Consider the following 26,296-nt stretch of genomic DNA (forward strand, 5'->3'; position numbering starts at 1 on the left):
TCGGAACGACCTAGAAGATCGCGAGCGGATTCACCGGCGATGCAGTTCCCCGCTCGAGGATGAGCGGCGCCATCGTGAACAGGAACTCATAGCGATTCAGATCGCCGCACGCGACCGAGACCGCGTCGAGGTCGGCGTTGTCGATCAGATGGATGCCCATCGCGACCAGCGTGCCGACATGGACCGGCAGCGGAACGCCGGCATAGCCCGACGGCACCACGTCGCTGACCGCATCGCTGCCGAGGATCGCGATCTTGCGATCGTGCAGCCATGGCAGACAACTCGCGTCGAGGCCGGGGAGACCTTCCTTGAATGCGTCCCAGCCGCCTTTGACCTTGCGGCGACCGGCGCGGCCGGTGCGCACCATCAGCACGTCGCCCTCCTGGACGCGGACGCTCTGCGCTTTTTCGGCGGCGTCGAGATCCTCAGGCTGAATCGCGGTGCCGGGCTCGAGCCATTCGACTTTCTTAAGCCGCGGGATGTCGAGCAGGACGCCGCGACTGACGATGCCGTCGCGAGTGACGTCAATCGCGCATTTCTTGGCGCCGTGCGATCCCACTTCGCTCGCATCGAAGCCGTTGTACATCTTGTTGTCCCAGAACACGTGGCAGAGCGCGTCGAGATGAGTGTTGGCCGTCCCGTGCGGCGCGATCGCAAAGTAGTCGCCGGCGTAGGGCAAATCCATCTCGCGCGAATCGAAGCCTGCCTGCACCATCAGATGCGTCACCGGCGTGGGATTGTCGGGCGCGGGGATCGTCGCCAGCGGCAGCGCCATCGAGACGGTCTGTCCGGTCTGCACCAGTTTGGCGGCGGCCGCGCGCTTCGCATCGGTGATGAAATTGAGCGCGCCGCGTTGATCGTCCTTGCCCCAGCGGCCCCAGTTGCTGAGTTTCTCGAACATCCCCTTCACATCGGCGGGCGTGAGTTTTTGCGCCATGGTACACTCTCCTTGCGCGGTGTCCGCGAAAAATTTCTATACCACATGCGGCGCACTGCTTAGCAACTGAACGATTGGTACGGAATTCGTCCCGAGGGCGAGATTTGGCCAACGATTACATCGACGCGGCGCGCGTCTATCACGAACTGACCAAGCATTCGTACACTTCGGTGCGATCGTCGCCGCAGTTTCTTGATTGGGACATCAAGCCGATGCCCTACAAGATTTATCCCGGCGCGTCGTCGCTCGCATTGCCGCGCGATCTCAGCCTGTCTGCGATGCCGGCGCTGACGGCGCTGGCGTCGGCCCCGCCAGCGGACTCGATGATCGCGATCGACATCGAGGCGCTGACGCGCATCTTGTTTTGCGCGGATGGACTCACGCGGCGACGAAGCGTAGGCGGCGAGGACTATCACTTCCGCGCGGCGCCATCGGCAGGCGCGCTCTACCCGATCGAGGTTTACGTGGCGGCGTCCGAGGTCGACGGCGTCGAGCGCGGGGTTTACCATTTCTCCCCCGCGGATTTGCGGATGACCGGGCTCCGGCGCGGCGATTGGCGCGAATATCTCGCGCGCGCGGCGGCGAACCGGCCCTCGATACTCGCGGCGCGCGCGGTGATTGCGCTCACCTCGATCTATTGGCGAAGCACGTGGAAGTATCGCGCTCGCGCCTACCGCTACTGCTTCTGGGACGCGGGCACGATGCTCGCCAATCTGCTCGCGGCGGCCGCGGCCGAAGGAATCTCAGCGGAGGTGATCACGGCATTCGAGGATCCCGCGCTCGAGCATATGCTCGGAATCGACGGCCAACGCGAAGGGATGGTCGCGCTGGTCGCACTCGGGGCGAGCGATGCGCCGCCTGAGCCATCGCCAACGCCGGAGGCGCTCGTGCTCGAATCGATTCCCATCGGCGACAACGAAGTCATCTACAATGACCTGCTCAGGATGCATCGCGAGTCGCGGCTCGCGCGTTCGGCCGAGGTGCAAGCTGTGACGTCGGCGAGTCTCGACGATGAAAGCCGGCCCGCGCCCTCCAACCTGATCGAGGTAGCGACGCTGTCCGACGACGATGCGATGCGGCTCGGCGAAACGATTCTGCGGCGCGGATCGACGCGCGCGTTTGCGCAAGCGCCGATATCGGCCGAGGAACTCGCGACGATTATGGCATCGTCGAGCCGGCATCCGCGCGCCGATTGTCCGCGCCTGACTGAAACGTACCTCATCGCCAACGCTGTCGATGGTCTGCAAGCCGGCGCCTATTATTACGATCGCGAGGCGCGTGGCTTCGAGCTGCTCAAGGCCGGGAATTTTCGCGGCGAAGCCGGCTATCTCTGCCTCGAGCAGCCGCTCGGCATGGATTGCTCGGCGCTGGTCGTCTATATGGCCGACCTCGAGCGCGCGATGAGAGCGCTTGGCAATCGCGGGTATCGCGATGCGCACCTGGAGGCAGGCATCCACGCTGGCCGCGCGTACCTCGCGGCGTATTCGCTTGGCCGAGGCGCGACGGGCCTGACCTTCTACGACGACGACACGGCGAAGTTCTTTTCGCCGCATGCAGCGGGGAAGAGCCCGCTCCTGATGCTCGCGCTCGGCGTTCCGCGCTCGTTCGCGCAGACGGAGTAATGCCCGGATTGCGGAGGATTGATTGCCTGCGCGCGCCGGGGGATGTTATCGTCGCCAATCGTTCCACCGAGATGGCCTGATACCATGCGCGAGGTCAGCGTTGGCGAAAACCTCGATCAATACCGGCTGACCGGCCTGATTGCGCGCAGCGGAATGGCCTCGATCTTCCGCGCGATCGATACCCTCGACAGCGCGACCGTCGTAATCAAAATCCCCTACCTGCAGTTCGAGAGCGACGTGGTCTTCTACGGGCGCTTTCAGCGCGAGGAAGAAGTCGGCCGCCGGCTGAATCATCCGGGCATCATCAGGGTGCTATCGCCGCAGCAGAAAAGCCGGATTTACATCGCGATGGAGTACGTCGAGGGCGTGTCGCTGCGCGCGATGCTGCGCGAATCGACGCTCTCGGCCGAAAAGGCGCTCGACATCGCGCGGCAACTCGCGGAGACGCTCACCTACATGCACGCCGAGGGCGTGGTCCATCGCGATCTGAAGCCCGAGAACATGCTGGTCAGCAAACTCGGCAAGACCAAGATCATGGACTTCGGAATCGCGCTCGACGAATCGGCGCGGCGGCTCACGTGGTCGGGAATTTCATCGACGATCGGCACGCCCGATTACATGGCGCCCGAGCAGGTCAGCGGCCGGCGCGGCGACGTGCGGACCGATATCTACTCGCTCGGCGTGATCGTGTTCGAGATGCTGACGGCGCAATTGCCGTACTCGGGCAACAACGCCTACCACGTGATGCATTCGAAGACGATCGAGGACCCGCGCCCGCCAAGCGCGTTCAAGCCGGATATCGACCCGCGCGTCGAGGAGATAATCCTGCACGCGATCGAGCGCGCGCCGCGCGATCGCTACGCAAGCGCCGCCGAGATGCTTGCGGACTTGCTCGATCCGTCGCGGGTGAAGCCGCGGCGGCTCGCCCGGCTGCATCCGCCGAATCGGAGGAGCAGGCAGATTCGGCGCGGAATCGCTTACGGACTGGTGGCGGCGTCGCTGCTCTCGCTCTTTATTTTTCTGATCTGGTTCGCGAATCGCACGCCGGCGCCGGCGAGTTCCCCGCCCTCGGTCGCAGGACAGACCAGGTGACGCGGCGCGGCCCGGATGCGCGGGCGCTCGCGGCGATCGCGATGCTCGCGATCGCGCTGATGTTCAGACCCTCGCTGGCTGCGGCGCAGGTCGGCCAGCGGAATTTCTACGATCCGATGATCGCGGTCGATCCGAATCCAAGCAACGAGCTGCAGCTCGATCCCGGCTGGTTCAAGGAGAGCGGGAAAAGCGCGGCAACCTTTTCGTTTGCGCTCGAGAAACAGCTCAGCGACACGATCAGCCTGCAGGTCGGCGACGCGATCAATGACCTCTCGAAGCGGCGGCTTCATTCGAGCACCGGCGTGGACAACGTCGAGGTGATGCTGATGTGGGCGTTCTACACCAGCGTCGAGCACGAGTTCCGCCTTGGGCTGGCGTTCGATGCGTTCCTGCCGACCGGCGACGTCGATTCGGGCGCGGAGAGCCATCCACGCGGCGGACCGATCCTGTCGTTCGCGCGAGGACTCGGCGACCTGCCCGATCACGACTGTTTCCGCTTCGCGCGGCCGTTCGCGATTCAAGGCGACCTGGATTATCTGCCCGCGTGGTCGGGACAAGAGAGCCAGCTCGTCGAGGCCAACATTGCACTCAGCTATGAGGCCTACTACCTGAGCGATGCGGGTATCGCGCTGCCCGCCGAGCGATTCACGAAGAATCTCGTGCCGTTCACCGAGTTCAACTATCAGCAGGTCGCGTTCGGCAAGTTCACGAGCGCGCCGCCCGACTGGCGGATCACGCCGGGACTCGCGTATCTGACGCAGTACTATCAATTCGCCGCCGCGACGCAGCTCGCGCTCAACAACGCCGCGAGCCCGCAGGACAACTCCGCCGTCCTGTTCCAGCTAAGCATCTTCTACGATCAGATCTGGCCTGCGACCGGCGCGAATCTATTCTGAGGCCGCCGTAAAGGCAATGCGCGATTTTCGGCGCGCTTGACGCTTTGCCGCTCGATCTGGGATAGCTCGAACTGCATCGGAAAAATCAGACCGGAGCTACCGCCATGCCTTATAGCGACATCCTTTATGACAAGCGCGAAGCCGTCGCGACGATCACGATCAATCGGCCGCAGGCGATGAACGCGGCGACGATCAAAACCTACAATGAGATGCTCGATGCGTTGCGCGACGCCAACGAAGACGACGCGATTCGAGTCGTGGTGCTGACCGGCGCGGGGCGGGCGTTCTGCGCGGGCGACGACGTCAAGGAGATTTTCCTGAATCCCGAGTTTCGCGACGCCAAGCCGTCGAAGCGGCTCGAAGTCGAGGAATGGCGCGAGCATCGGCCGGTCGCGCTCGACCTTTTGATCACCTATCCGAAGCCAACGATCGCCTCGGTGAATGGCGCAGCGGTCGGCTACGGCTGCGATATCGCGCTGATGTGCGATATGCGCGTGTGCTCCGATCAGGCGCGCTTCGGCGAAGTGTTCATCCGGCGCGGGCTGATTCCGGAAGCGGGCGGCTTGCTGATCCTGCCGCGGCTGGTCGGACTCGCGCGCGCGTACGAGTTGATTTTGAGCGGCGACATCATCGACGCGGCGGAGGCGGAGCGCATCGGGATGGTGAACAAGGTGGTGCCGCACGCGCAACTCGGCGAGGCGACGGCGGCCTTCGCGAAGAAGATCGTGGCGCAGGCGCCGCTCGCGCAGCGCCTGGCGAAGGAAGCGCTCCGCGTCGGACTCAATCTGAATCTGCCGTACTTCTATGATTATCAGCGTCACGGGCAGCATCTGATGCTCACTTCGCAGGATCACCTGGAGGGCGCGAAATCGTTCGTCGAAAAACGAGTGGCGAACTTCAAAGGAGAGTAGCCTGACTGCTCGAGCGAACGGAGCGACGCGCGAATAACGGTCCAGGATTTTGCCGCTGCGCGGCCTCCGCATGAGAATTTGTCAGGATAATCATCGGCGCATTTAGATGGCCGAAATAATAAAATTCGCCGAACTGCAGGAGGCGCGCCGCAAGGCGCGCGCACGAGGACCGGAACGCGAGAACCTCGAACGCGCCGTTCACCTGATGCGCGAGAACCTGGCCACCGCCGCGTACGAATTAATCGCAGCCCCGCCGAGGCATCAGGCGGAACTGCTGACGCGCGTCGAACGCCTCGCAGCAATGATCCGCTACGGGATGCGCGTGCTGGGCGAAGGCATTGACCCGGGACTCGACGGACCGCTATCCAAGCGATCGTAACGGCAACAGCGCACCTATCCGCGATCGGGATGCAGTGTGGCTGAAGAAATCAATCTGAGAATTACCGGCGTCGAGCCGGGCGACGAAATCGCCGGCGCGCGCAAGCTCGCGATCTCAACCACTCGCGGCCCGATTCCGGTCGTGATGCATTCGGCCGCGGAGCGAGGACGCGCCGCGCTCTGCGTCTCCGGCGCGCTCGGCGGCTTCGACGGTCCTGCGATGCTCTATCCGCGGCTGGGGCTTGAGATGCCGAAGCTCGGCGTCACGATTGCCCGCCTCAACTATCGCCATCCCAACGAGTTCAGCGAATGCCTGGTCGATACGATGGCGGGAATCACGTTTCTCGCCGGGATTGGACATCAGCGAGTCGCCCTGATCGGGCATTCGTTCGGCGGCGCCGTCGCGATCAACGCCGGCACTCTCGCCTCGGCCGTAACCACCGTGATCGCGCTCTCGAGCCAACTCGCCGGCGCGCATGTGGTCGGCGATCTGTCGCCCAAGGCGCTGCTCTTGATTCACGGCGGCGCGGATACGATTCTTTCGCACGAAAGCTCGCAGGCGCTTTACGATCGCGCGGGTGAGCCGCGGAAAATCGTGGTCCTGCCGGGCGTCGGCCACGGACTCGCTGAGGCGGCCGACCGGGTATTCGACCTGGTCAGCAAGTGGCTCCTCGAAAGGTAGAAATGACTCTTTGACCTAAGCCGATTTTTTGCTGAAGACAAGGATCTGTCCATCGCCGTCCGGTTCGGAGTAAGTGAACCTTCCGGCATCGACAAACCCTTCAAACAAGCTTATCAGTTCCTTTTCATCATAGGTGCTCAGCCAGCCAATCCTCGCGTTGTGAAACATATCGCTGACGGATGACCGCCTCGATTGTGCTACTGGCGAGTCGTTCACTTACATGCGCATCAGGCTAGTGCCGCACGCTTGCAACGACGTCGTCGCGGATTCGGCGGTAAGCGTCCACGCCGAATTTCATCTGCCGCTCGGCCGCCGCCAGCAACTGCGGCCTCAGACTTTCCGCAGACCGCCAGCTTTGTTCCACCTTAAGCGCGGCTTCCGCCTGCCAATCATCACGATCGACCAGCACGACTTCGCATCCCGCGCCGAATTGATCCGCCAGACCCAGGAACTTATCCGAATAGTAGTCAGAAGCTGCGATACATACCGACGGGATTCCCATCGAAAGTGCAAAGACGGCGGCATGATAGCTCCCGGTCAAAACGACACGGCATAGCTTGATGCGTTCGATCATTTCGAGCGGATCGGCAGATCGTTCAAGGCTGCCCGCAAGAACGCATCCTGACACAAGCCGGCCGATTGTCTCCACATCCTCCTCGGCAGTCGGCAGCGCAACCACGGGCGCATTAAGTGACGCTGCAGCAGCTCGCACTATCGAGCGAACACTTTCCAACAGTTCCTTGTCCACTCCCGAGTAAGACGCGGCCCGCAAGTTCACTCCCAGGGCGTCGCCCCAGGATGCCAAACGCGACGGACACGCTATCTCGATTGCGTCATCGCCAGTGGTAATAATCCGCGAGGGCGATACTCCTAACTCAATCAGCAATGAATGGCTGAACCGGCTTTCGCGTAAAGCGATGAGTGCCACGCGTGAAAGAATCGCGGATGCTTTCGCGCGTAGCCGACGTTCTCGCAATGGCCCGATTCCTTGTCCCATCATTACGACCGGGATGTCGGCGCTAAGGGCCAATTCGATCTTGCCTAGCAGTCCAAATGCGAATTCGCAGAACGCATCGGTCACGCCGCCCATCCCGCAGACCACCATCAGGTCGGAATTAGCGATCGCCTGCTTGACCACCAGTGGCTGTTCGCTTCGATCGGACAGTATTCTCGATTTCGCGCGCGCCAGCAGCCTGCTTAGTAGCTGCGGACGCGCACCGGATCCATCTGCCCGAGGCTGGTAGCCACGCTCAAATATGGGCGTTGCGCGGGGGCAATACCTTGAAAACAGCGAAGAGGGTTCGGTGAGAACCTGGATTGATGCTTCCGGCCACAGATGAGACAGTCGAGCGACGGCAACGTGGGTCATCGCGATGTCGCCAACGTTGTAGTCGAGATAGTATTCGCTCGGCTCGACGACGATACGCATCTAACTGGTATGGAACTTCCACTCGGCGCTGTTCCAGAATGAAGCTCGGGGATAGTTGGTCGCGTCGCGCTCCTCGATTGTCAGAGGTATGCACGCTTCTGCCAGGAACTCAGGTTCTTCACGCATAGAGTAAACTTTCAAGTATAAGTCGTAGTCGCCGCCCTTCAGCATCAGGCGCTGGATTGACACTTCGCCGCTCAAGCTGCCGTCGGGTGCAACCTCGATCGCACGGCTATTCATCGAGAAGTAGATGAAACCATCGGGACTGTTTACTTTGACCTGGCACTTAACCTGTGAATGCCCGGTAATTCTAGCTTTGAATTCGAGTCGCAGGCCTGCCTCGGGCGTAGCTACATGAGGCGAGATCCACTCGCCGAGCGGGACCAGGTTGAAGCTGGACATTTGTGACGTTCCGGCCGCGGGCGCGTCAGCTTGCGGGATGTGCACTCCACTTCCCTGGTGGTACTTGCCGATTACGCTGAGCGGATCGCCCGCTGCGCTGATCGATCCATGGTCGAGCAAAATCGCACGCGAGCACATGGTCTGCACGAACCACAGGTTATGCGTGACAAGCAGGATCGTAGCGCCGCCGGTGTTTAGTTCGCGCATCTTATCCATCGACTTCTGCCAGAACGACGAATCGCCGACCGCCAGTACTTCATCCACCAGCAGTATCTCCGGCGCGGTGTGAGCAGCGACCGCAAACGCGAGCCGAACGTACATCCCGCTCGAATAGCGCTTGACTGGCGTATCGATGAACTTCTCAATCTCGGCGAACGATACGATTTCGTCGAACCGGCGCGCGATATCGCGCCGATGCATCCCGAGGATCGCGCCGCTGAGATATACGTTCTCGCGCCCGGTAAGCTCAGGATGAAATCCGGTGCCAACTTCCAGCAGGCATCCTACTCGGCCAAACAGTTCTACCTTACCAGTGGTAGGCTCGGTGACTTTCGACAGGATCTTAAGCAACGTCGATTTGCCCGCCCCGTTCGCCCCGATAACCCCGAGCATCTCGCCTCGAGCTACATCGAAATTCGCATCCGCGAGCGCCCAGATCGTAGTCGGCTTCGGCGTTCGATCTCCGATACCGTTACTCCGGAGCACCATCCGCGCGGCGCGCATCGGAATTCGCATCGCGTCCACGATCGTCTCGCGCAACGTGCGATAGCCCGCCGACTCGCCGATCTGATAGCGCTTGCCGAGCGCGCGAACTTTCATCGCGAGTTCCATCGGCTAGATCATATCCGCGAACTGCCCTTCCATGCGACTAAACGTATAGGTCGCGTAAAGAAGGAAGACGATCGTCGCCGTCGCCGATATTGCCAGCTCGGTCCAGGCGAAAGGTTTGCCCAGCAAGGCCGAGCGGTACCCTTCGATAGTACCTGCCATAGGATTCAGCGCCAGCAACCATCGCCACTTAGCTGGCACGATACTGACCGGGTAGATAACCGGCGTCAGGAACAGCCAGATTTGCACCAAAAACGGAATAGCATAGCGCACATCGCGATACTTAACATTGAGCGCCGACAACCAGAGCCCGACGGCGAACGCCGCCGCGATAGTAAGCGCGACCAGCACCGGCAGCATCGCAAGCGCCGCTCCGGGCCAGATACGGTACCATGCCATCATAGCAATCAGCAGAAGCGACGCGATCGCGAAGTCGAGCAGCCCGGCTAGAATCGCGGCGGCTGGTATCACCGCGCGCGGAAAAAATACCTTGGTGATAAGTCCGGCGCTCTCGACCAGCGAGTTGCTTGCGTTGGTTACTGCGTTCGAGAAGAACATCCACGGAAGCAGCGCCGAGTATGCGAAGATCGGATAGGGGATGCCGTCGGAGGAGATTCCCGCCAGCTTGCCGAAAAATATGACGAACACCACCATCGTCAGGAACGGTTGCAGGACAGCCCATGCCGCGCCGAGCAAAGTCTGTTTGTAGCGCACCTTGATGTCGCGCCAGGCGAGAATCAGTAGCAGTTCGCGGTAATGCCACAGCCCGAGCAGAACGGCCCGTCGTCCGCGCCCGGCTTCGATAGTTTCGTACGGTTTTGCATCACCGGCGGCGTCGATTGAGTTTGCCGCTCCGATGTCCTTGTCTTCTACCAGCAGAGCTCCCTGGATAGCTGCGATGCCTTGCGCGGCTTCTGCACGCTGACTACCTATTGAATATGAATCCTTCAATGGCTCTCTACTTTGGCGCTCCGCCTTCCAATCCAGTAGCGCCTGGCGGCTTAACGCTGCGAAGCGCCGCCTCGATATCAGCCAGCATCGCCTTTGCTACGATCCGATTGCCTTCGCCAGTGACATGGGCTTCGTCGATAAAGTAGGGCTCGGTCACATCGTGGAACACTCCGGACAAATCATGTATCCCGCTCTGCGCACCGATCTGAGCAATCCTTCGGGATATGGCTCGATCGAATTCCGGCTCGCCAGGGAGGAAGCGCGTCTCCTTTTGTGACTTCTCATAGACAGTGACCTGATTCTTATCCAGCAGGCACGGCTGCCAATAGGTCAGACTCCGAAATCCGTACTTCGATGCCATCGCGTCGGCCAGGATCTTGTTCAAAAGATACAGTCGGACGACGCTCTCCTGGAGCTTTTGATCATCCTCCAACCTGATTGCCTTCACCCTGGCGGCGCCGGTTCGCACCAGCCGGCCTTGAATCTCGGAGAATTGATTAGGTCTCATCTTAACCAATAACCGCTTCGCCAGCTCGCCGACTCCGGTATCGAGCACAAATCTGCTAGCGGCGCTCAGATAGAGCCTACGGGGATAGCTAAGAAGATTGAATTCCTTTCTTCTGGTCTCTTCGTTATAAGTAAGACCGGCTACGCCATTGTTCTCGGCTGCAAATACGTCATTGTATCCATCGTAGAAGATAACCAGATCAGGTATGCTTCCACGGCGAAGTTGCTCAGCCAATAAAAGTACTTCCTGAGTGCTGACATAGCCGTCTTGTCCCATATTCGTAACCTGGGCACACATCTGCTCGCTATCGAGCATACTTTGAATCCACGACGCGATCGTTTCGTCGTCGCGCGCGCCTTCACCCCACATCGTGGATCCGCCAAAGGTGAAGATTCGCGCTGGATGCTTACAGTCCGGCCGATCCTCTCCGCCCAAGGTGCGCCGAAACCCGGCGGCATCTACATTGATATACTTGCTCTCGTACTCGGCGCCTACCCAGTAGGCGTAAGGCTGCCACCGGACCCGCATCGAGGCGTACTCGCCGAAGTATTCGGGCGTCCAGGCAGCGTTGTGATAGCCGTCGGCGCGGGCGCGAGGATCCTCTGCTGGCTCGGAGTGTAGCGCGACAATTGCTATTCCATCGATGACGAGCAGGATCAATAGAGTCACCCCGGCCTGCATCCACACCAGCCTCACTCCGCGGCCCGCCGCCCTCAACCACTCAACCAAGTTGTTCAATTCGAATGAATCCCGCCTGAAGGAGCCTGTTGATGGTTCACGCGGCCGGCCCGATAGCTTCCTTCGCTGTTGTCGCGGTCGCGCCGATACTTTTACAGCTCACGATAAGCCCGTCGCCTAGTTCGGGTCGGAGCCTGTAAGCGATCCGATCGATCCACCAGAACAGCCGCTGGCGTCCACGATTGTGAATATACTCCTTGCCCGAATAGTAACGCACTGACTCAACCTCAAGGCCGCATCGCTTTAACAATAAAGTCAACGTGTTCCTTGAGTAGTGCGCCACGTGATCGGGATGCCCGCTTTCACGGCCGGTAAGCATAGTATAAGCCCAGCGATAAGCGCAGTAGGCATTGGGAGTAGTTACTATCAGCCGGTCTGCCGGCCGCTTCAATAGTGATTGCAACGAACAGAGGAACCTTCCCGCATCCGAGACGTGTTCCAGTACTTCGGCCGCGAGCACAACGTCGAAATCGCCACTGCGAATCGCGCCGCTTCTGACCAGCGTCTCGATCGAGCCCGACAGCACGTCGTTGAACCCGTGGCGCTTCAATAGCTCGATTGACGAGACCGAGGAATCGACGCCGCAGCATCGCGATGCTACCTCGCTAAGCAACGAGTGAAGCAGGCTCCCATTGCTAAGCTTTGCCTCGGTGAAAGGATCGTCGCCGCATCCGACATGGAGCACTCGTTTGCCCCGGCATTGCTCGATGAGGTATTCGGCCCGGTCGCTCAGATGCGGGCGCGTCAGCATCGCTTGACCTTGGCTGTCAGGCAAATCATGCGGCATCCAGACGCAGGATGCGCCGCGCGGCGGCCCTGACGCGCGACCTGATCGCGATGCGTTGCCGCAACTCCTTCATCGGGCGGTAGCCCAAAGCCAGCAGCGTCGCAAAGCTGGCAAGGTTGTCGTATGGCAAGACTTCCAGCCGATACATCCTGCTGCGATCGGTCGCGAGGCAGTTGATGCCCGCATCAGTAGTAAACGATAGCTCGAACGTTCTGCCGGCTGAATCGCTTACATCTTCGTTGTGGGATCCGAACGGGTAGGCAAGGGTCTCAGGCGCCGAGCCAAGTAGGTGCCCCAGCTCCTTCGAACTATCGACTAACTCAGCTTCCAATTGCCGGGGCGAGAGCGAAGTCAGGTGAGGATGATTGCTGGTATGCGAGCCAAACTCGATTCCCTGTGCGCCCCATTCGCGTATCTGCGCTTCGCTTAGCAACGGCAATAGCGACCACGTTCCGGTGTCCCATTGGTTGGTCTTGCCGATGCAAGATGCGACCAGAAACACAGTAGCCGTCATGCCGTGACGCTTGAGTGCGGGAAAGGCGTATTGCGCCAGATCCTGGTAGCCGTCGTCGAAGGTGATAAGCACCGGCTTGGACGGCAGCGCGCGTCCATGCCGGCACCATGCTATCCAGTCAGCAGGACGAATCGTTGTATAGCCGCGCCTATTAAGCCACCTAAGCTGCTGTTCGAAGTTGTCTGGCGAAACCGTGAGCAGAGGATAGGCGCCATCGTGCGCAGGCCCGACGTGGTGATAGAGCAGCACCGGCAGGCGCATCCCGACTTCCTCGCGGAGCTTATTCCATGAACCGGCAGCTTCCATCGCGCCGCGATAGGTCCCGATACTCTGGCGATGGTCAAGCAGGTTCATCGCGGCGCGGCGCATCGTAGGGATATTCGAAAGAGCGCTGGCGATGCCGAACGGTATCTGCAGCAAATAGTCGGTAGCTGATGACCGCGTCAGCAGCTCGCGGACGCGCGCCTTCAACGATGATCCACTTTGTAGATTTCCGAGCGGCGCCCGCCGCCGATTCTCGGGATAGGTGCGGCAGAAGAGTAGTTGGCTTTTGCCGTACCAGCGGACGTCGAAGTTGATGAACTCGCGCATCGACTTGCGGTAAACGTGCCGCACGACGAGGCCGCGGACGAATCGGAGCCGCGCTCCCGCGCGCGCGAGCCGCACGCCGAATTCGATGTCCTCATCGGCGAAGCGGAAACGCTCGTCGAATCCGCCCGCATCGATCAATAAACGACGCGGCGCTGAAGCGTGCGCGAATCGAAGTGATTGCCACCACTCGACGCCGGGGGCCGCGCGCGCTTTCTCGAGCCATCGATGCTCCCGGTCGTGACGCCACTCGGTCAGCATCCCGGGCGTACTTTGCGGCGACAGCTCGATCTCGCCCATCACGATCACGCGATCTTCAGTGCTTGCGCGATCCTCCTCCTCGTGCGCTTCGACGTGCCGCCGCAGCAGGCTCGCCTCGCACATCATGTCGTCGTCGAGAAATAGCACCAGCCGTCCACGCGCCGCCCGGAGCCCGGCGTTACGCGCCGCGGAAATGCCCGCGTTGGATTGCTCGATTACCCGCACCTGCGCAAAAGCCTCGTGCTTGAGCGCATCGATAGTGCCGTCGGTCGAGCCGTCCACTACGACGATCACCTCGCGCCGCTCCGGCGCCAAATCCTGCTCGAGCACCGTCGGCAGCGTCAGCAGCAGGATGTCGCGGCGGTTGTAGGTGGGGATGACGACCGAGATGTCCGGCGCTATGTCGGGCAAAATATCGTGACAGTTCGTCATGGCAAGGGCCTGACGCCGGCGTGCGCTGGACTCGAGTGCGGCCTCGACATCCGGAACGATTCGATCGCGGCGCCGTACAATTCTTCGCGCAGCAACGCTATCCGCTTCGGATCGAATTCGCGTCGCACCGCCGCTCGCGCTCTTTCGCCGGCCTCGCCGGCATACGCCGCGTCGATCAGATACGGCTTGAGCGCCGATGCCAGCGCCGCCGGATCGCGTGGAGCGACCACCGCGCCGCCGCCGCAATCCGCGATGAACGGCGCCAGCCCCGACCCCGAGGTCACCACCGCCGCGCGACCCGCGGCCATCGCCTCGAGCGTGGCGAAGCTGAAGTTCTCGAACACCGACGGCTGCGCGAAAACTCGACTCGACGCATACAACTCGCCGAGCTTGCCGCGCGCGACATGACCGAGAAACGTGCATCCATCAAAACTTCGCGCAAAACTTCGCGGAGAAGACCAGGCCAGTCGCGGCAACCCGGAACTTCCCGCCGCGTCGTATTCGCCCGCGAATCGCGCCGATACGTCGGGCATCTCGTCGCGCAGGATCGCGATCGCGTCGATCAGCACCTCGGGCGCTTTCCGCGCGTCGAGCCGGCCGGCGAACTGCACGATTCGCCCGGTTCCCGAAGCGGGCGGCGTGACCCATTGCTGCGATTCGATCGGATACGGAATCACCTGGATCGCGTCGCGCTCGACCCAGCCCATCGCCGCGATTTCAACCGCCAGGACCGCCGACGGCGATGTCACCGCGGTCGCGCGGCTGACGCTCATCCGCTCCAGCCGCCCGGCAAGACGCGTGTCCGTGCTTTCGCGCACACCTTTGTGCCGCAGCGCCAGCGTAAGCGGTGTATGCAGATGAGCGACCGTTGGCACATTGCCGAGCGCCGCAAACATCCATCCTTCCGCATCCCAGTCGGGATATTCCACCACGTCGAAAATTGTTCTGAGCCGGCGCGCCTCGCGATAGTTGAACGCGCCCAGCCACGCGCGATGCGCCGTTTCGCCGAATCGAAGTCGCGACGCTCCCCGGATTCGCGGCAGTCGCCGGCGATGCACCCACACGCCATCTTCGAGCCCGTCGCCCGTCCGATGCGCCATCGCGCACGACAGCACGTGAACTTCGTGGCCGCGACGCGCCAGCGCCGGCGCGATACACTCGACGTACGATCCGATTCCACCCCAGCCCGGAGTTTCCGGCGGAAATTCCTCCGAAACCAGCAGAATCTTCAGCGGCACTTCGATTCCGTCCTCAACAACGCTGGGCTGATCGCCGCCGCCCGAAAATCACTACGATTGTTCTTCAGCGGATGCATCCCTAACCTCACGCGGCACGCGAAATCGAGCATCGTGTCGGTGCCTCGTATCGCGATTCGCCTGAGCAGCGCCGGATCGGTTCCGAGATAATTGAACCCACGCGCATCGGTGAAGCCGAGCGCGAAGACTTTCCCCACCGCCTCACGTATCTTGCTTGGAACCTGGCCTTCAGCATACGCGAACGCGATCGGACGCGCGCCCGCCACGCGCGCGAGATCCTCGGCACTGGCCGCGATTTCCGCGTCGAGCTCCGAATCCCGAAGTGCGGCGAGATTTGATTCGCGCCGCTCGCGCACACCGAACTCAATCCCGCGTGCGCTCCACGACCTAACCTGCTCCGCGGTAATTGCGCCGCGCGCCCTCGATCCATTGGTCGACGCCGATTCGCTGCCCTGCGCGATTCGTCCCGCAGCGATAAAAACTGCGGCGCAGAATCCGTGACGCCCGAGCACCGGAAAAATGTAATCGGTCATCTCGCTGGAATCGTTGTCGAACGTCAGCATCATCGCGTGCGGCGGCAACGGCGTGCCCCGGCTGATCCACCCGAACCACTGCGACGGCGTGATCGTCGCGAAGTTCCAGCGTGCCAGCCATTCCATCTGCCGCTCGAACGCGGCGCGCGACACGCACAATTCAGGGTCGATCGCCGCCGACGGCGCGCCCACACGATGATAGAGCAGCACCGGCAATTTCACCGAGAACTCGCGCTCGAATGCCCGCCACGACCCCGCTTCCTGTTTCGCGCTGCGGAAGAGCGCATTTCCTCTGCGGAACTCGAGCAGCCGCATCGCGATACCCTCGGCGATGCCGCCCATCTCCGATGCAGCCTCGGCGCCGCGATAGATCGGCGCGAGCACCTCGTCGAGCGAGAACGGGGCACGCACGGCCGCGCGCCGCAGCAGCCGGGTGATCGCCGAGCCCTGATCGAATCCGGCGAGCGGCGAAACCGGCCGATACTCCGGATGCTTGCGGCAGAGGCGAACCTCGTTCCTGCCGCGCGCCCGGCAATCGTTCTGCACCATCGCGTCCGCGCTCTTGACGTATATTTCGCTCGCCACTGCGTCCGGCAGATACCGAAATTCCACGCCCGCCTTTCTGAGCCTGATCCCCAGATCGAACTCCTCGCAGGCGCCGACCAGGGTCTCATCGAATCCGCCGTACGCGAGTAACAACTCCCGCGGCGCTGAATAGTTGGCGCATACCGCGATATCGCGCGGCCAGTCCGGTCCCGACGCCAACATGCGCTCCGCCCGCGCCACGCTCGCGCGACGAACCCATCGAGTCGCGAGCGTGCGCGGACTTTCCTCTGACACCAGCACCGGTCCCATCGCGACCAGCGGGCCGTTCCGATGAGCGCAGGCGTGCGCGCGAACGAGCCTTTGATCGCAAATCAGATCGTCGTCCAGGAACAGGACCAACTCCCCGGCCGCCTTCCTGATTCCCGAATTTCGGGCCGCCGCCAGACCGCGGCGCTCCTGCTGCACAATCGACAAGCGTCCCTCGAGCGACAGGCTGCGGAGCCATTCGTAGGTCGCGTCGTCCGGACCGTCGATCACGACGACTATTTCGTATGCGTTACCCGCGATGTCCTGTTGCAGGACGGTCGGCAGCGTGCGCTTCAACACCTCGAGACGGCCATAGGTCGCCAGCACCGCCGAAATCATCTAGCGCACTACCTTCGGCAAATTGCGGGGCCGATATAACGATAGCCTCGATCGGGCATGCGTCCGCCGCCGCATGCGCCAATTCGAGCGTGCGCTCCATTCGAAAATCGTATCGCCGGCAAATCGCAAAACCGACCAGATATTAGCCAATCGCGCCCGTTCTCGCGATGCGTTTCCGCTGGTTGCGCCTCCGAACCATCCCAAAATCCGGGTGACCCAGGCACCGAACCGCGATTTTCCACGGAATCCTCTCAGCCGCGAATCTAATCTTTGTGGGTAGACATGCCCATCATAGCACACTAAAGTATGCCATGTCATTCGATTGCCTACGTACAGTAGGTAAAACGCGCCAAAATGTAGCAAAGGGAGGTTGCAAGGATGTTTGAGTTAGTTGGAGATGTCTGGGGCTTCACCAGGGCGCAGCAAAAATACTGGATGATCCCGCTCATTGCTGCGTTGCTTGCCGTGGGTGGACTCGTAGTCGTCGCTCAATCGTCTGCGATCGCGCCATTCATTTATACGCTGTTCTAGAAGTGCAGAGTGAAGATACTCGGTATCTCCGCCTACTATCATGACAGCGCGGCAGCCCTGGTCGCTGACGGCGAGATCGTTGCCGCGGCCCAGGAAGAACGCTTTTCCCGCCGCAAGCACGACGATCGATTCCCCAAGGCTGCGATCGCGTGGTGCCTCAAGGCCGGCGGCCTCGATTTGTGCGACCTCGACAGTATCGTCTTCTACGACAAGCCGATGCTCAAATTCGATCGGCTGCTCGAGACCTACCTCGGCTACGCGCCCCGCGGTTTCGCCTCGTTTGTCGCCGCGATGCCGGTCTGGCTCAAAGACAAGCTGAACCTCAAATCGATGCTCCGCCAGGAACTGGCCGGGCTTGCTGGATGCCGCCCCAAGGATCTGCCGGCGCTCTACTTCACTGAGCATCACCAGGCGCACGCGGCTTCCGCTTTTTTCCCGAGCCCCTTTCCTCGCGCCGCGATTCTCTGCCTCGACGGAGTCGGAGAGTGGGCCACTACGTCGGTCTGGCTCGGCGATGGAAACGATCTGACGCCGGTCTGGCAGATTAACTTCCCACATTCGCTCGGGCTGCTGTACTCGGCCTTTACCTACTACACCGGCTTCAAGGTCAATTCGGGCGAATACAAGTTGATGGGTCTCGCGCCGTACGGTGAGCCGCGCTACGCCGCGACGATCCTGCGGGAACTCATCGACTTGAAGCCCGACGGCACCTTCCGCCTCAACATGGAGTACTTCAACTACGCGACCGGGCGGACGATGACCAACGAGCGCTTCGACCGCCTGTTCGGCGGTCCGCCGCGCCATCCTGACAGCCCCATCTGTCAGCGCGAGATGGACCTGGCCGCGTCGATCCAGAACGTCACCGAGGAGGCGATGCTGCGGCTCGCTCGCACCGTTCATCGCGAGCTCGACACCGATCACCTATGCCTGGCGGGCGGCGTAGCACTGAACTGCGTGGCCAATGGCAGGATTCTGCGCGAAGGTCCGTTTCGCGACATCTGGGTTCAGCCGGCCGCCGACGACGCCGGCGGCGCGCTGGGCGCCGCTTTGTCGTACTGGCATCAGTACCTTGAAAGGCCCAAGGCCGCGCGTGAGGGCGACGCGATGCTAGGCGGCTATCTCGGGCCGAGCTTCACCGACGACGAAATCGAGCAAGCGCTGCTGAAGGTTGGCGCGCGCTACCACAAGCTTGGCGAGGATGAGCTACTCGGCAAGGTCGCGGAAAAGCTGGCGCGCGAAAACGTGGTCGGATGGTTCCAGGGTCGGATGGAATTTGGTCCGCGCGCACTCGGCGCGCGATCGATTCTCGGCGATCCGCGGAGCCCCACGATGCAATCTACCTTGAATCTCAAGATCAAGTATCGCGAATCGTTCCGCCCTTTCGCTCCAGCTATCCTCGCCGAACGAGTCAGCGACTACTTTGAGCTTGACCGCTCAAGTCCTTACATGTCGCTGGTTGCACCGGTCCTTAAGGATAAGCGAATACCTGTCATGGCGGACGCCGAGCACCTGGCAGGCATCGACCGCATCAATCAGGTCCGCTCGACCATTCCGGCCGTGACGCACGTCGATCATTCGGCGCGCATCCAGACCGTGCATCGCCAGACCAATCCGCTGTTTTACAGCTTGCTAAAGAAGTTCGAGGAGCTAACCGGATGCCCGCTGCTGGTGAATACCTCCTTCAACGTGCGCGGCGAGCCGATCGTTTGCACGCCTGCGGATGCCTACCGATGCTTCATGCGAACTGAAATGGACTACCTCGTTATAGGTAGCTTCATCCTGCCTAAGGTCGAGCAGTTTCCGTGGAAGCGCGATGACCTATCGCAGCAAGAGTTCGAGCTCGACCAGGAGAGGAGCAGTTGACCGGCGTCCCCGATGATACCAAAGAACTGCGCACCTTTGGCCTGACGGTGGGCGCGATCTTCGGCGGATTGTTCGGCCTCGCGATTCCTTTGCTGCGCGCGCATCCCTGGCCGCTCTGGCCGTGGATCATCTGCGTGCTGTTCGTCGGCATGGCGGTAGTGGCGCCTGACGCTCTCAAGTACCTCTTCTTACTTTGGAGCGCCGTCGGCCACCTTCTGGGAGCAATCAATACGAGGGTGATCTTGGCGATCATCTATAGCTTGATAGTCATTCCGATGGCTTTGGTCATGCGCGGGCTTGGCAAGGATCCGCTAAGTCGAAAAATCGATCGCAACGCCTCGACCTATCGCGTACCTTCCCGCAAAGCGTCGCGACAAGGCATGGAGCGGCCATTCTGATGCCGACTCATACGCGTGAACCATTCCCTAAAAGTGCGCCGCCCCCGCCATTTCAATCGGTGCTGGCAAAGGCCGCTGATATCCTTGCGTGTCCTGCCTGTAGTGGCAACCTATCGATCATTGGTGCGGCTCTGGATTGCCAGTCGTGCGATAGGTCTTACTCGATCGACCAGGGGATTCCGCAATTGTTTCTGCCCACGGGATGGGAGCCATCGAGGAAGGACGTCACCGAGATCGTCAGGAGCTTTTACGAGGAGACTCCGTTCCCCAACTACGATTCGGTGGACTCGCGCGCGAGTCTCATCGAGAAGGCGCGCCGCGGAATGTTTGCCAGGGCGCTCGACCAAGCGATCGGCGAAAGTGCGCGCATCCTGGACGCCGGCTGCGGCACGGGTCAGCTTAGCAATTTCCTCGGCTTGTGCGCGGGGCGTGAAGTGTTCGGCGCGGACGTCTGCGTGAATTCCTTGCGCTTGGCGCATCGATTCAAGGTCGCGCAGAGCATCGACAACGTCAGCTTCATGCAGATGAACTTGTTCCGGCCGGCCTTCAAGCCGGATTCCTTCGACCTGGTCATCAGCAATGGCGTACTTCACCACACCGCTGATCCATTCGAGGGATTCAAGTCGATCGGCAAGCTGGTCCGCGCGGGCGGCTACGTCGTGGTCGGGTTGTACAACAAGTTCGGCCGCTTGCCGCTCGACCTCAGGCGCGTGCTTTTCCGCCTCACCGGCGATCGCTTCGAGTGGCTCGATTCACGGTTGCGAGATCCCGCCCTGGATTCGGTTAGGAGGAAAACCTGGTTCATGGATCAGTACCGGAATCCGCATGAATCGAAGCATACGATCGATGAAGTGCTTGGCTGGTTCGATAAGACGGGTTTCGAATTCATCAATGGCATTCCAGCTACCACGCCATTCGCTGGCGTCGGTGATGAGCACGGATTGTTTGAAGCAACTCCCAAGGGTAATTCGCTCGATCACCTTCTGGTGCAACTGGCGATGATCCTGAAAGGCGGGCGGGAAGGTGGGTTCTTCGTGATGATCGGCCGCAAACGCAACTAGCCTGCGCGTCCGACTATGAATCGGCGACAGCGCTGTGTCAAGTTGGTACCTGCCGCTATGGCCGCTGCCAGAACCGCCAGCTCGATACGAACACAATCGTGACGAAGCAAAAAACGCCCGATTTATCGATACCTCGCAGACGTGGCGATTACATGCGCACGCGAGTAGAGTCTTGCGGGATCGAGACGGAATCGCGATGCAATAGACTCGCACTCGTGCTAAAGGAGGCTATCGCGATCCCGGGTTCGATCCGAAATTATCGAGCGAGATTTTTCAACGAGATGAAGCGTCCCGAGTCCCGCCTCGCGTTGCGTGCGACCCTCGCGATCGCCGTCGCAGTCGGCTTGGCGTTTTTCACGGCCGGCGGAATCGCGCGTGCCGACGACGCTCCTGCCCCGGCCAACGATTTCGAACAGCAAGGCGTCGTGCCGATGCAGCAAGACATCGTGCCCGTCCAGCAAGACAGCGTGCCGATGCAGCAAGACGTCACGCCCTCGCCGCAGGATTACGTCCCCGAACATCAGGATTCCGCGCCCGCGCAGAACGACTACTTATCTCCGGATAATTCACCGCCGCCGGACGAAGCCCAGGGCGGCGACGACGATCCGCTCGTTCCTTTCAACGAGAAGATGTTCACCTTCAACCTGAAGCTGGACGAATGGATCCTGCGTCCGGTCGCGTCGGGCTACGCCGCGATCGCGCCGCAGCCCGTGCGCCAGAGCGTCGGGCGTTTTTTCGATAATGTAGGCGTGATCCCGCGCTTCGCCAACAACCTCTTCCAGTTGCGGTTTCCCCAAGCCGGAGAAGAAGTTGCCCGCTTCGGCATCAACAGTACGCTCGGACTCGCGGGATTTTTCGATCCCGCCGATTCGTGGTTCGGATTGAAGGAGCACAAAGACGATTTCGGACTGACGCTACGCTATTACGGCGCGCCGACCGGACCATACGTGATGCTGCCTTTTCTTGGGCCATCTACGGTTGGCGATACGATCGGGTTGGCCGTCGATCACGCGATGAATCCGATGAGCTATCTGTTGCCGTGGCCGTGGTATATCGAGATTCCGGTGGGCTTCGCGAAGCGCGGGCTCGAGGCGATTAACTATCGCTCGCTCCGGATGGATCAGTTCGAGGCGGCCGACCGCTACGCGATCGACCTGTACGGCGCGGTGCAGGACGCCTATCTGCAAAAGCGCGCGCATCAGTTGAAGGAACTCAAGGGCGCCACGCCAGGTTCGTCGGGACACGGCTCGATGTACGCGCTGATTGCGGCGCCCTCAACGCTCGAATATCCCTACGGAAACTGGCAGACTCCGCGCGGCCAATGGAGCGAGGTCAGCACCTTCCCCGACGACGCAGGATGCCAAGCTGCCTTGGAGAAGCGCGGCGCGATGGGCGAAGAGCATCCGCTCGAATGCCTCGCGACCGACAGCCGGGAGTATTCGCAGATTCTCACCAACTCCGGCCGTTGAGCGCGCGATTCATTTGGATTCGACATTTCGCACCGGCGATGCGGGCAAAGAAACCGCCGCGCCCGACTCGCCCACTCCCGACGCCGCCCTCGCCAGCGCCTGCTCTTCGTCACCCAGGCAGAAACATCCGGCCCGGAACTGGCTCTTGCAGGACCATCCGGTAAGTTCACCGCTCTTGCCGCCGCCGCATCTAGGCTCCGTTGTCGTGTAGTAGAGCCGGCACGCTTTCTTCTCGCCGGTGCACTTATGCTTGGCGCAATTCGTCGTCTCGCTGTCGATGTATTCCTTTATTTTTGCGTCGTGCGCAGTCTTGGCGATCGCCTCGCTGGTGTCGCTGGTTCCGATTGCGTCTTTAGGATCGTCGAATTTGTTCGGGCAAGCCGCCTCGCCGGGAGTTGGAGGAGTGGCAGGCGCCGGCGCGATTTGACCTTTTTCCTTTTGCTCGAGGCAGAAGCATCCGACCCGCACGTCTCCGCTGCAGGTCCATCCAGTTTTATCGTCGCCCGAGCACGATTGAGTCGCGGTCCTGAGCGCGCGGCAGACGCCTTTGTCCTCGCCGCATTTATTCTCCCTGCACTTCGATTCCTTGGAGAGTTCCTTTGCCTTCTTCTCGAAATCGGGAATTGCGTCGGCCTTCTTGGCGCCCTTGCCGGTGATCGGCTTGGGCTCGTTCCACTTGTTGGGACAATCGGCTGCCCTCGCGGCGATCGCGCCGACGCCCACCATCAACACCAACACCTGCACCGCGATCAGGTTTGATAGTGCGAGTCGCCTCATCCCAGTTCTCCTCCGAGGTTACCGCGCAGCGCGGAGAATCGAGCCGCTCGAGTCGCAGTATCTAGCAAACGAGTCAAAGCGCCGATAGAACCACTCGAATCAGGCTGCAAGTTATTGCTCGATCGAGCGCTATACAAATTCCAGCGAAGAGTCGTAAAGTCCGTTTGATCCGCCGCGCATCGCTGACGCGAGAACTCGCTTCACGCCGGATCGCGGCCGTCATGGAGGGATAGCGATGGACTTCGGAATCTTCTACGAGATCCAGGTCGATAGTCCGCTCAAGCATCGCGAGCGCGAGTACCAGGCCTTTCACGACGTGATGAACCAGGTCGTGCGCGCCGAGGAAGTCGGCTTCACGCATTTCTGGACCGTCGAGCATCACTTCCAGGTCGGCTTCGCGCATTCGTCGGCGCCCGAGGTGCTCTACGGCGCGATCTCGCAGCGCACCAGCAAGATCCGTATCGGGCACGCGGTCGTGCTGCTGCCGTTTCCCTACAATCATCCGATTCGGATCGCGGAGCGCGTCGCGACGCTCGATATCCTGAGCAACGGTCGCGTCGAAGTCGGCACCGGCCGCTCGATAACGCAGGTGGAACTCGGCGGCTTCGGCATCCCCTACAAGGAAACGCGCGCACGATGGGAAGAGGCGCTCGACATCATCACCACCATCTGGAAGAGCAAGGACGGCACCTTCTCCTACAAGGGTAAGTTCTTCGATATCCCCGAGCGCACCGTCGTGCCGATGCCGATCCAGAAGCCGCATCCACCGCTCTGGGTCGCCTGCACCAGCGACGACACGCACGAACTAGCCGGCAAGCTCGGGCTCGGACTACTGTCCTTCACGCTGCTGGTTTCGCCGGAGCGGCTGGGGCAGCGCGTGCGCTCTTATCGCAACGCGATCGAAACGGCCAAACCCTACGGCGCGTTCGTGAACAATCGCGCAGGCGCATTCTCGATGACCCACCTCGCGGATACCGATAAACAGGCGCGCGAAGAAGCCGAGCGCGCGTTCATGTCGTACGTCGGCACCACGCTGCGGGTGAATTCGACGGTGCTCGAGGCGAAAAAGACTGGCGTCGATCCACAGGATCTGGCTCGCGGCCAGGTACCCGACCTACCGACTCAATACGAAGGCCTCGATCCGTCCAAGGTGACGATCGACTCGCTGATCGACAACGGGATGTGCATTTGCGGCAGCCCGGACACGGTCATCCGGCAGCTCGAGCGGATTCAGAAGGAGGCGCAACTCGATCAGTTCCTCGCGATGATGCAGTTCTGGTCGATTCCGCACGCGAAGACGATGCACGCGATCGATCTGTTCGGCAAATACGTGATTCCGCATTTCCGCAACGACAAGGCATCGCGGCCCGCCACTACCGACGCCGCTGCCGATTAGCGCGGAGCAAAAATTCGCCGGGGTCGCGGCCGTCTGTGTCACGACCACTTGCTCGATCGAGGTCGTCCGCCGGGGCCGCTGTAGGTCGCGGTGTATCCCGGCTCCCGGTCGAATTTCACTTCGGGCATTTTCGCGCAGAGCGCCTTCCATGCGGCGATCAGTTCATCTTCAGCGCGGTAGTCGAAGGGATCCTGCAGGATCTTCTCGTCGATCCCGCCTGGTGCAAGCGGATGCTCCTTCAGCCAGCGCGCCGTCATCGCGAGCGCGCTTGCGGGCGCTACCAAATCGGTGTAGCCCAACTGCGATTTGATCTTGCTCAGATCGAGCACGCGATGCGTGGTCCGCGGCTGCGCGAGCATCGGACGCGCCGGGACGGCGAACTGCCACGGCATCGAGACGATCTCCATCTCAGCGCCGAGCGCCTCCGCGATTATTTCGACCCGCTGGCGGATCGTCAGTTGATGCGCATCGCCGCAGTTGTAGATTTGCCCCGACGACAGTTCCGGCTTATCGACCGCCAGCATCACCGCGTGCGCGACGTTCTCCACGTAGCCGGCGTGACTCAGCGAGAGGCCGTCCTCGGGCACGATGATGCGCCGGCGGCCGTCGATAATTCGCCGCACGACGCACCATTCGCGCGGTCCGATCTGATAGCGGCCATACAGGTACGGATACCGGAAGTGCGTCGCGTCGGGATGAATCTCGAAAACCGCGCGCTCGGTTTGCGCGACGCGCCAGCCCTTCGCGTCTTCCTCTTCGACCGGCACCAGCTCGGCGTCTTCGGCGGTGGGCATCGGCATCCCGCGAACTTCCAGCACCGTCGGATTCATGTATCCACGATATGCGGGCGCGCCGCCGATCGAGATGAAGCGGCCGGTCCGGCCGCGCATCACCAGCGCAATCCGGCGCAGCCGTCCGTACGCGGCGAGCGTCAGATCGAAGCTGCGTCCATCGAGCGCTTGCTTTAGCGCATCCTCGGAGAATGGGTCGGCGTGGATATGCTCGACCGCGGGCGGAATTTCATCGACCTCGTGCCGCCCGGTATGCAGCATCGCGACCGCGTAGCCGCGCCCGATCAATCCGTTCACGATCAGATGACCAGTCGGTCCGGTCCCGCCGATAACCAGCGCTTTCACAATATCTCCTGTATGAACGACCGGCACGATCCTCACACGCTCGCCTTGACGAGGGCAAGACGGCAGGACTTTACTCGGGGCTAGATTAACGCGCGCCTGGCACGATTCCAACGCGGGAGTAAATTGAAATGATCGCGACACGCTTATCGCTCAAACTTGCACTCCTCACCTGCGCGATCGCCCTGATGCTCGCTGCGCAGGTTCGCGCTGACGATCGAGCCGACATCCGCGCCGTCGAGGATCATGTGATCGACGCGATCAACGCCAAAGACATCGACGCGATGATGCGCAATTACGTCACCGACGGCCTGCTGGTGTTTGACGACGCGATGCCCTTTCAACTCGAAGGCGCCGACGCATGGCGGAAAACCTGGACTGGAGTATTTGCCAGGGCGCGGTCCTTCGACGTGAAGGTGTCGAACTTCGTGGTCGAGACCGCCGGCGATCTGGGTATCGCGCACGGCGTCGTTCATATCGAGTTCGTCGGCGACAAGGGCAAACTCAGTGAGACCGCCCGTCTGACCGAGGCCTATCGCAAGGTCGGCGGCAACTGGCTCATCTTCCACGAGCATCTGTCGGTCCCGATCGATCCGGCAACCGGCAAAGGAGTGCTCGACGCCAAGCCATAAGAAGGAATTCTTATCGCCAGGACACCAAGGCACTTAAAGTAGAGAAGATACTTTCAAAGGAACTTGGCGCCCGGGCGCCTTAGTGGTGAAAACTTGATTA

The 26,296-nt window shown here is 61.3% G+C and carries 24 protein-coding genes and 1 pseudogene; 14 read left to right on the forward strand and 11 right to left on the reverse strand.

Annotated features, from left to right (window positions below; genetic code table 11):
• Positions 1–10: 10 nt before the first annotated feature.
• Complete coding sequence (locus tag Q7S58_RS02505; protein WP_304820471.1) at positions 11–937, reverse strand: cyclase family protein; 927 nt, start codon at positions 935–937, stop codon at positions 11–13.
• A 104-nt stretch (positions 938–1,041) separates the two neighbouring features.
• Here Q7S58_RS02505 and Q7S58_RS02510 point away from each other — a divergent pair, with 104 nt between their 5' ends.
• From Q7S58_RS02510 to Q7S58_RS02535, 6 genes are all read left to right on the forward strand, one after another.
• The gene (locus tag Q7S58_RS02510) at positions 1,042–2,559 is read left to right on the forward strand and encodes a SagB/ThcOx family dehydrogenase (protein WP_304820473.1); all 1,518 of its coding nucleotides are present in this window, start codon (positions 1,042–1,044) and stop codon (positions 2,557–2,559) included.
• Positions 2,560–2,643: 84 nt separating this feature from the next.
• Positions 2,644–3,651, forward strand: coding sequence for a serine/threonine-protein kinase (locus Q7S58_RS02515; protein WP_304820475.1), 1,008 nt, complete (start codon positions 2,644–2,646; stop codon positions 3,649–3,651).
• Positions 3,648–4,547: a hypothetical protein gene (locus tag Q7S58_RS02520; protein ID WP_304820477.1), complete on the forward strand. Its 900-nt coding sequence runs from the start codon at positions 3,648–3,650 to the stop codon at positions 4,545–4,547. The genes Q7S58_RS02515 and Q7S58_RS02520 overlap by 4 nt, the downstream gene beginning before the upstream one ends.
• Before the next feature lie 104 nt (positions 4,548–4,651).
• Entirely contained in the window at positions 4,652–5,458 is an 807-nt protein-coding gene (locus Q7S58_RS02525) for an enoyl-CoA hydratase/isomerase family protein (RefSeq protein WP_304820479.1), read from the forward strand.
• 106 nt (positions 5,459–5,564) lie between these two features.
• Positions 5,565–5,837 (forward strand): hypothetical protein, encoded by a 273-nt coding sequence (locus tag Q7S58_RS02530; protein WP_304820480.1) that lies wholly within the window; start codon positions 5,565–5,567, stop codon positions 5,835–5,837.
• A 36-nt stretch (positions 5,838–5,873) separates the two neighbouring features.
• Positions 5,874–6,518 (forward strand): alpha/beta hydrolase, encoded by a 645-nt coding sequence (locus tag Q7S58_RS02535; protein WP_304820482.1) that lies wholly within the window; start codon positions 5,874–5,876, stop codon positions 6,516–6,518.
• Between the two features lie 232 nt (positions 6,519–6,750).
• Here the strand turns inward: Q7S58_RS02535 and Q7S58_RS02540 are convergent, their stop codons facing one another.
• The 8 genes from Q7S58_RS02540 to Q7S58_RS02575 are packed head-to-tail and all read right to left on the reverse strand — an operon-like array spanning position 6,751 to position 16,936.
• Positions 6,751–7,947 (reverse strand): polysaccharide pyruvyl transferase family protein, encoded by a 1,197-nt coding sequence (locus tag Q7S58_RS02540; RefSeq protein ID WP_304820484.1) that lies wholly within the window; start codon positions 7,945–7,947, stop codon positions 6,751–6,753.
• The gene (locus tag Q7S58_RS02545) at positions 7,948–9,180 is read right to left on the reverse strand and encodes an ABC transporter ATP-binding protein (RefSeq protein WP_304820486.1); all 1,233 of its coding nucleotides are present in this window, start codon (positions 9,178–9,180) and stop codon (positions 7,948–7,950) included.
• A gap of 3 nt (positions 9,181–9,183) precedes the next feature.
• The gene (locus Q7S58_RS02550) at positions 9,184–10,128 is read right to left on the reverse strand and encodes an ABC transporter permease (protein WP_304820488.1); all 945 of its coding nucleotides are present in this window, start codon (positions 10,126–10,128) and stop codon (positions 9,184–9,186) included.
• Between the two features lie 7 nt (positions 10,129–10,135).
• On the reverse strand, positions 10,136–11,374 hold the full coding sequence (locus Q7S58_RS02555; protein ID WP_304820491.1) for a hypothetical protein: 1,239 nt from the start codon (positions 11,372–11,374) through the stop codon (positions 10,136–10,138).
• Positions 11,375–11,411: 37 nt separating this feature from the next.
• Positions 11,412–12,125, reverse strand: coding sequence for a bifunctional 2-polyprenyl-6-hydroxyphenol methylase/3-demethylubiquinol 3-O-methyltransferase UbiG (locus Q7S58_RS02560; RefSeq protein WP_304820493.1), 714 nt, complete (start codon positions 12,123–12,125; stop codon positions 11,412–11,414).
• 25 nt (positions 12,126–12,150) lie between these two features.
• Positions 12,151–13,956, reverse strand: coding sequence for a polysaccharide deacetylase family protein (locus Q7S58_RS02565; RefSeq protein WP_304820495.1), 1,806 nt, complete (start codon positions 13,954–13,956; stop codon positions 12,151–12,153).
• Positions 13,953–15,194: a glycosyltransferase family 4 protein gene (locus tag Q7S58_RS02570; protein WP_304820497.1), complete on the reverse strand. Its 1,242-nt coding sequence runs from the start codon at positions 15,192–15,194 to the stop codon at positions 13,953–13,955. Before Q7S58_RS02570 ends, Q7S58_RS02565 begins: the two co-directional genes overlap by 4 nt.
• Positions 15,185–16,936 (reverse strand): glycosyltransferase, encoded by a 1,752-nt coding sequence (locus Q7S58_RS02575; RefSeq protein WP_304820499.1) that lies wholly within the window; start codon positions 16,934–16,936, stop codon positions 15,185–15,187. Before Q7S58_RS02575 ends, Q7S58_RS02570 begins: the two co-directional genes overlap by 10 nt.
• A gap of 378 nt (positions 16,937–17,314) precedes the next feature.
• Between Q7S58_RS02575 and Q7S58_RS02580 the strand changes: the two genes are divergently transcribed.
• The 6 genes and pseudogenes from Q7S58_RS02580 (at position 17,315) to Q7S58_RS02600 (ending at position 22,258) form a co-directional block, all read left to right on the forward strand.
• The gene (locus Q7S58_RS02580) at positions 17,315–17,467 is read left to right on the forward strand and encodes a DUF5989 family protein (RefSeq protein WP_304820501.1); all 153 of its coding nucleotides are present in this window, start codon (positions 17,315–17,317) and stop codon (positions 17,465–17,467) included.
• A gap of 9 nt (positions 17,468–17,476) precedes the next feature.
• Positions 17,477–19,330 carry a carbamoyltransferase gene (locus Q7S58_RS02585; protein WP_304820503.1) on the forward strand — a complete coding sequence of 618 codons (1,854 nt, stop codon included), beginning with the start codon at positions 17,477–17,479 and terminating at the stop codon, positions 19,328–19,330.
• On the forward strand, positions 19,327–19,728 hold the full coding sequence (locus Q7S58_RS02590) for an SxtJ family membrane protein (RefSeq protein WP_304820505.1): 402 nt from the start codon (positions 19,327–19,329) through the stop codon (positions 19,726–19,728). The genes Q7S58_RS02585 and Q7S58_RS02590 overlap by 4 nt, the downstream gene beginning before the upstream one ends.
• Positions 19,728–19,892: pseudogene (locus Q7S58_RS22005) on the forward strand (Trm112 family protein); the annotation flags it as partial. The gene Q7S58_RS02590 and the pseudogene Q7S58_RS22005, both read left to right, overlap by 1 nt.
• A 21-nt stretch (positions 19,893–19,913) precedes the next feature.
• The gene (locus Q7S58_RS02595; RefSeq protein WP_304820507.1) at positions 19,914–20,789 is read left to right on the forward strand and encodes a bifunctional 2-polyprenyl-6-hydroxyphenol methylase/3-demethylubiquinol 3-O-methyltransferase UbiG; all 876 of its coding nucleotides are present in this window, start codon (positions 19,914–19,916) and stop codon (positions 20,787–20,789) included.
• Positions 20,790–21,070: 281 nt separating this feature from the next.
• Complete coding sequence (locus Q7S58_RS02600; RefSeq protein WP_304820509.1) at positions 21,071–22,258, forward strand: VacJ family lipoprotein; 1,188 nt, start codon at positions 21,071–21,073, stop codon at positions 22,256–22,258.
• 9 nt (positions 22,259–22,267) lie between these two features.
• On the opposite strand, the gene Q7S58_RS02605 is transcribed toward Q7S58_RS02600, so the two are convergent.
• On the reverse strand, positions 22,268–23,035 hold the full coding sequence (locus Q7S58_RS02605) for a hypothetical protein (RefSeq protein ID WP_304820511.1): 768 nt from the start codon (positions 23,033–23,035) through the stop codon (positions 22,268–22,270).
• A gap of 235 nt (positions 23,036–23,270) precedes the next feature.
• Between Q7S58_RS02605 and Q7S58_RS02610 the strand changes: the two genes are divergently transcribed.
• The gene (locus tag Q7S58_RS02610; protein ID WP_304820512.1) at positions 23,271–24,431 is read left to right on the forward strand and encodes an LLM class flavin-dependent oxidoreductase; all 1,161 of its coding nucleotides are present in this window, start codon (positions 23,271–23,273) and stop codon (positions 24,429–24,431) included.
• A 38-nt stretch (positions 24,432–24,469) separates the two neighbouring features.
• Here the strand turns inward: Q7S58_RS02610 and Q7S58_RS02615 are convergent, their stop codons facing one another.
• On the reverse strand, positions 24,470–25,567 hold the full coding sequence (locus Q7S58_RS02615) for a hypothetical protein (RefSeq protein WP_304820514.1): 1,098 nt from the start codon (positions 25,565–25,567) through the stop codon (positions 24,470–24,472).
• 128 nt (positions 25,568–25,695) lie between these two features.
• Here Q7S58_RS02615 and Q7S58_RS02620 point away from each other — a divergent pair, with 128 nt between their 5' ends.
• Positions 25,696–26,196, forward strand: a complete 501-nt coding sequence (locus Q7S58_RS02620) for a nuclear transport factor 2 family protein (protein ID WP_304820516.1) — start codon at positions 25,696–25,698, stop codon at positions 26,194–26,196.
• Positions 26,197–26,296 lie beyond the last annotated feature (100 nt).

The sequence above is a fragment of the Candidatus Binatus sp. genome, from assembly GCF_030646925.1.
Lineage (GTDB): Bacteria > Desulfobacterota > Binatia > Binatales > Binataceae > Binatus.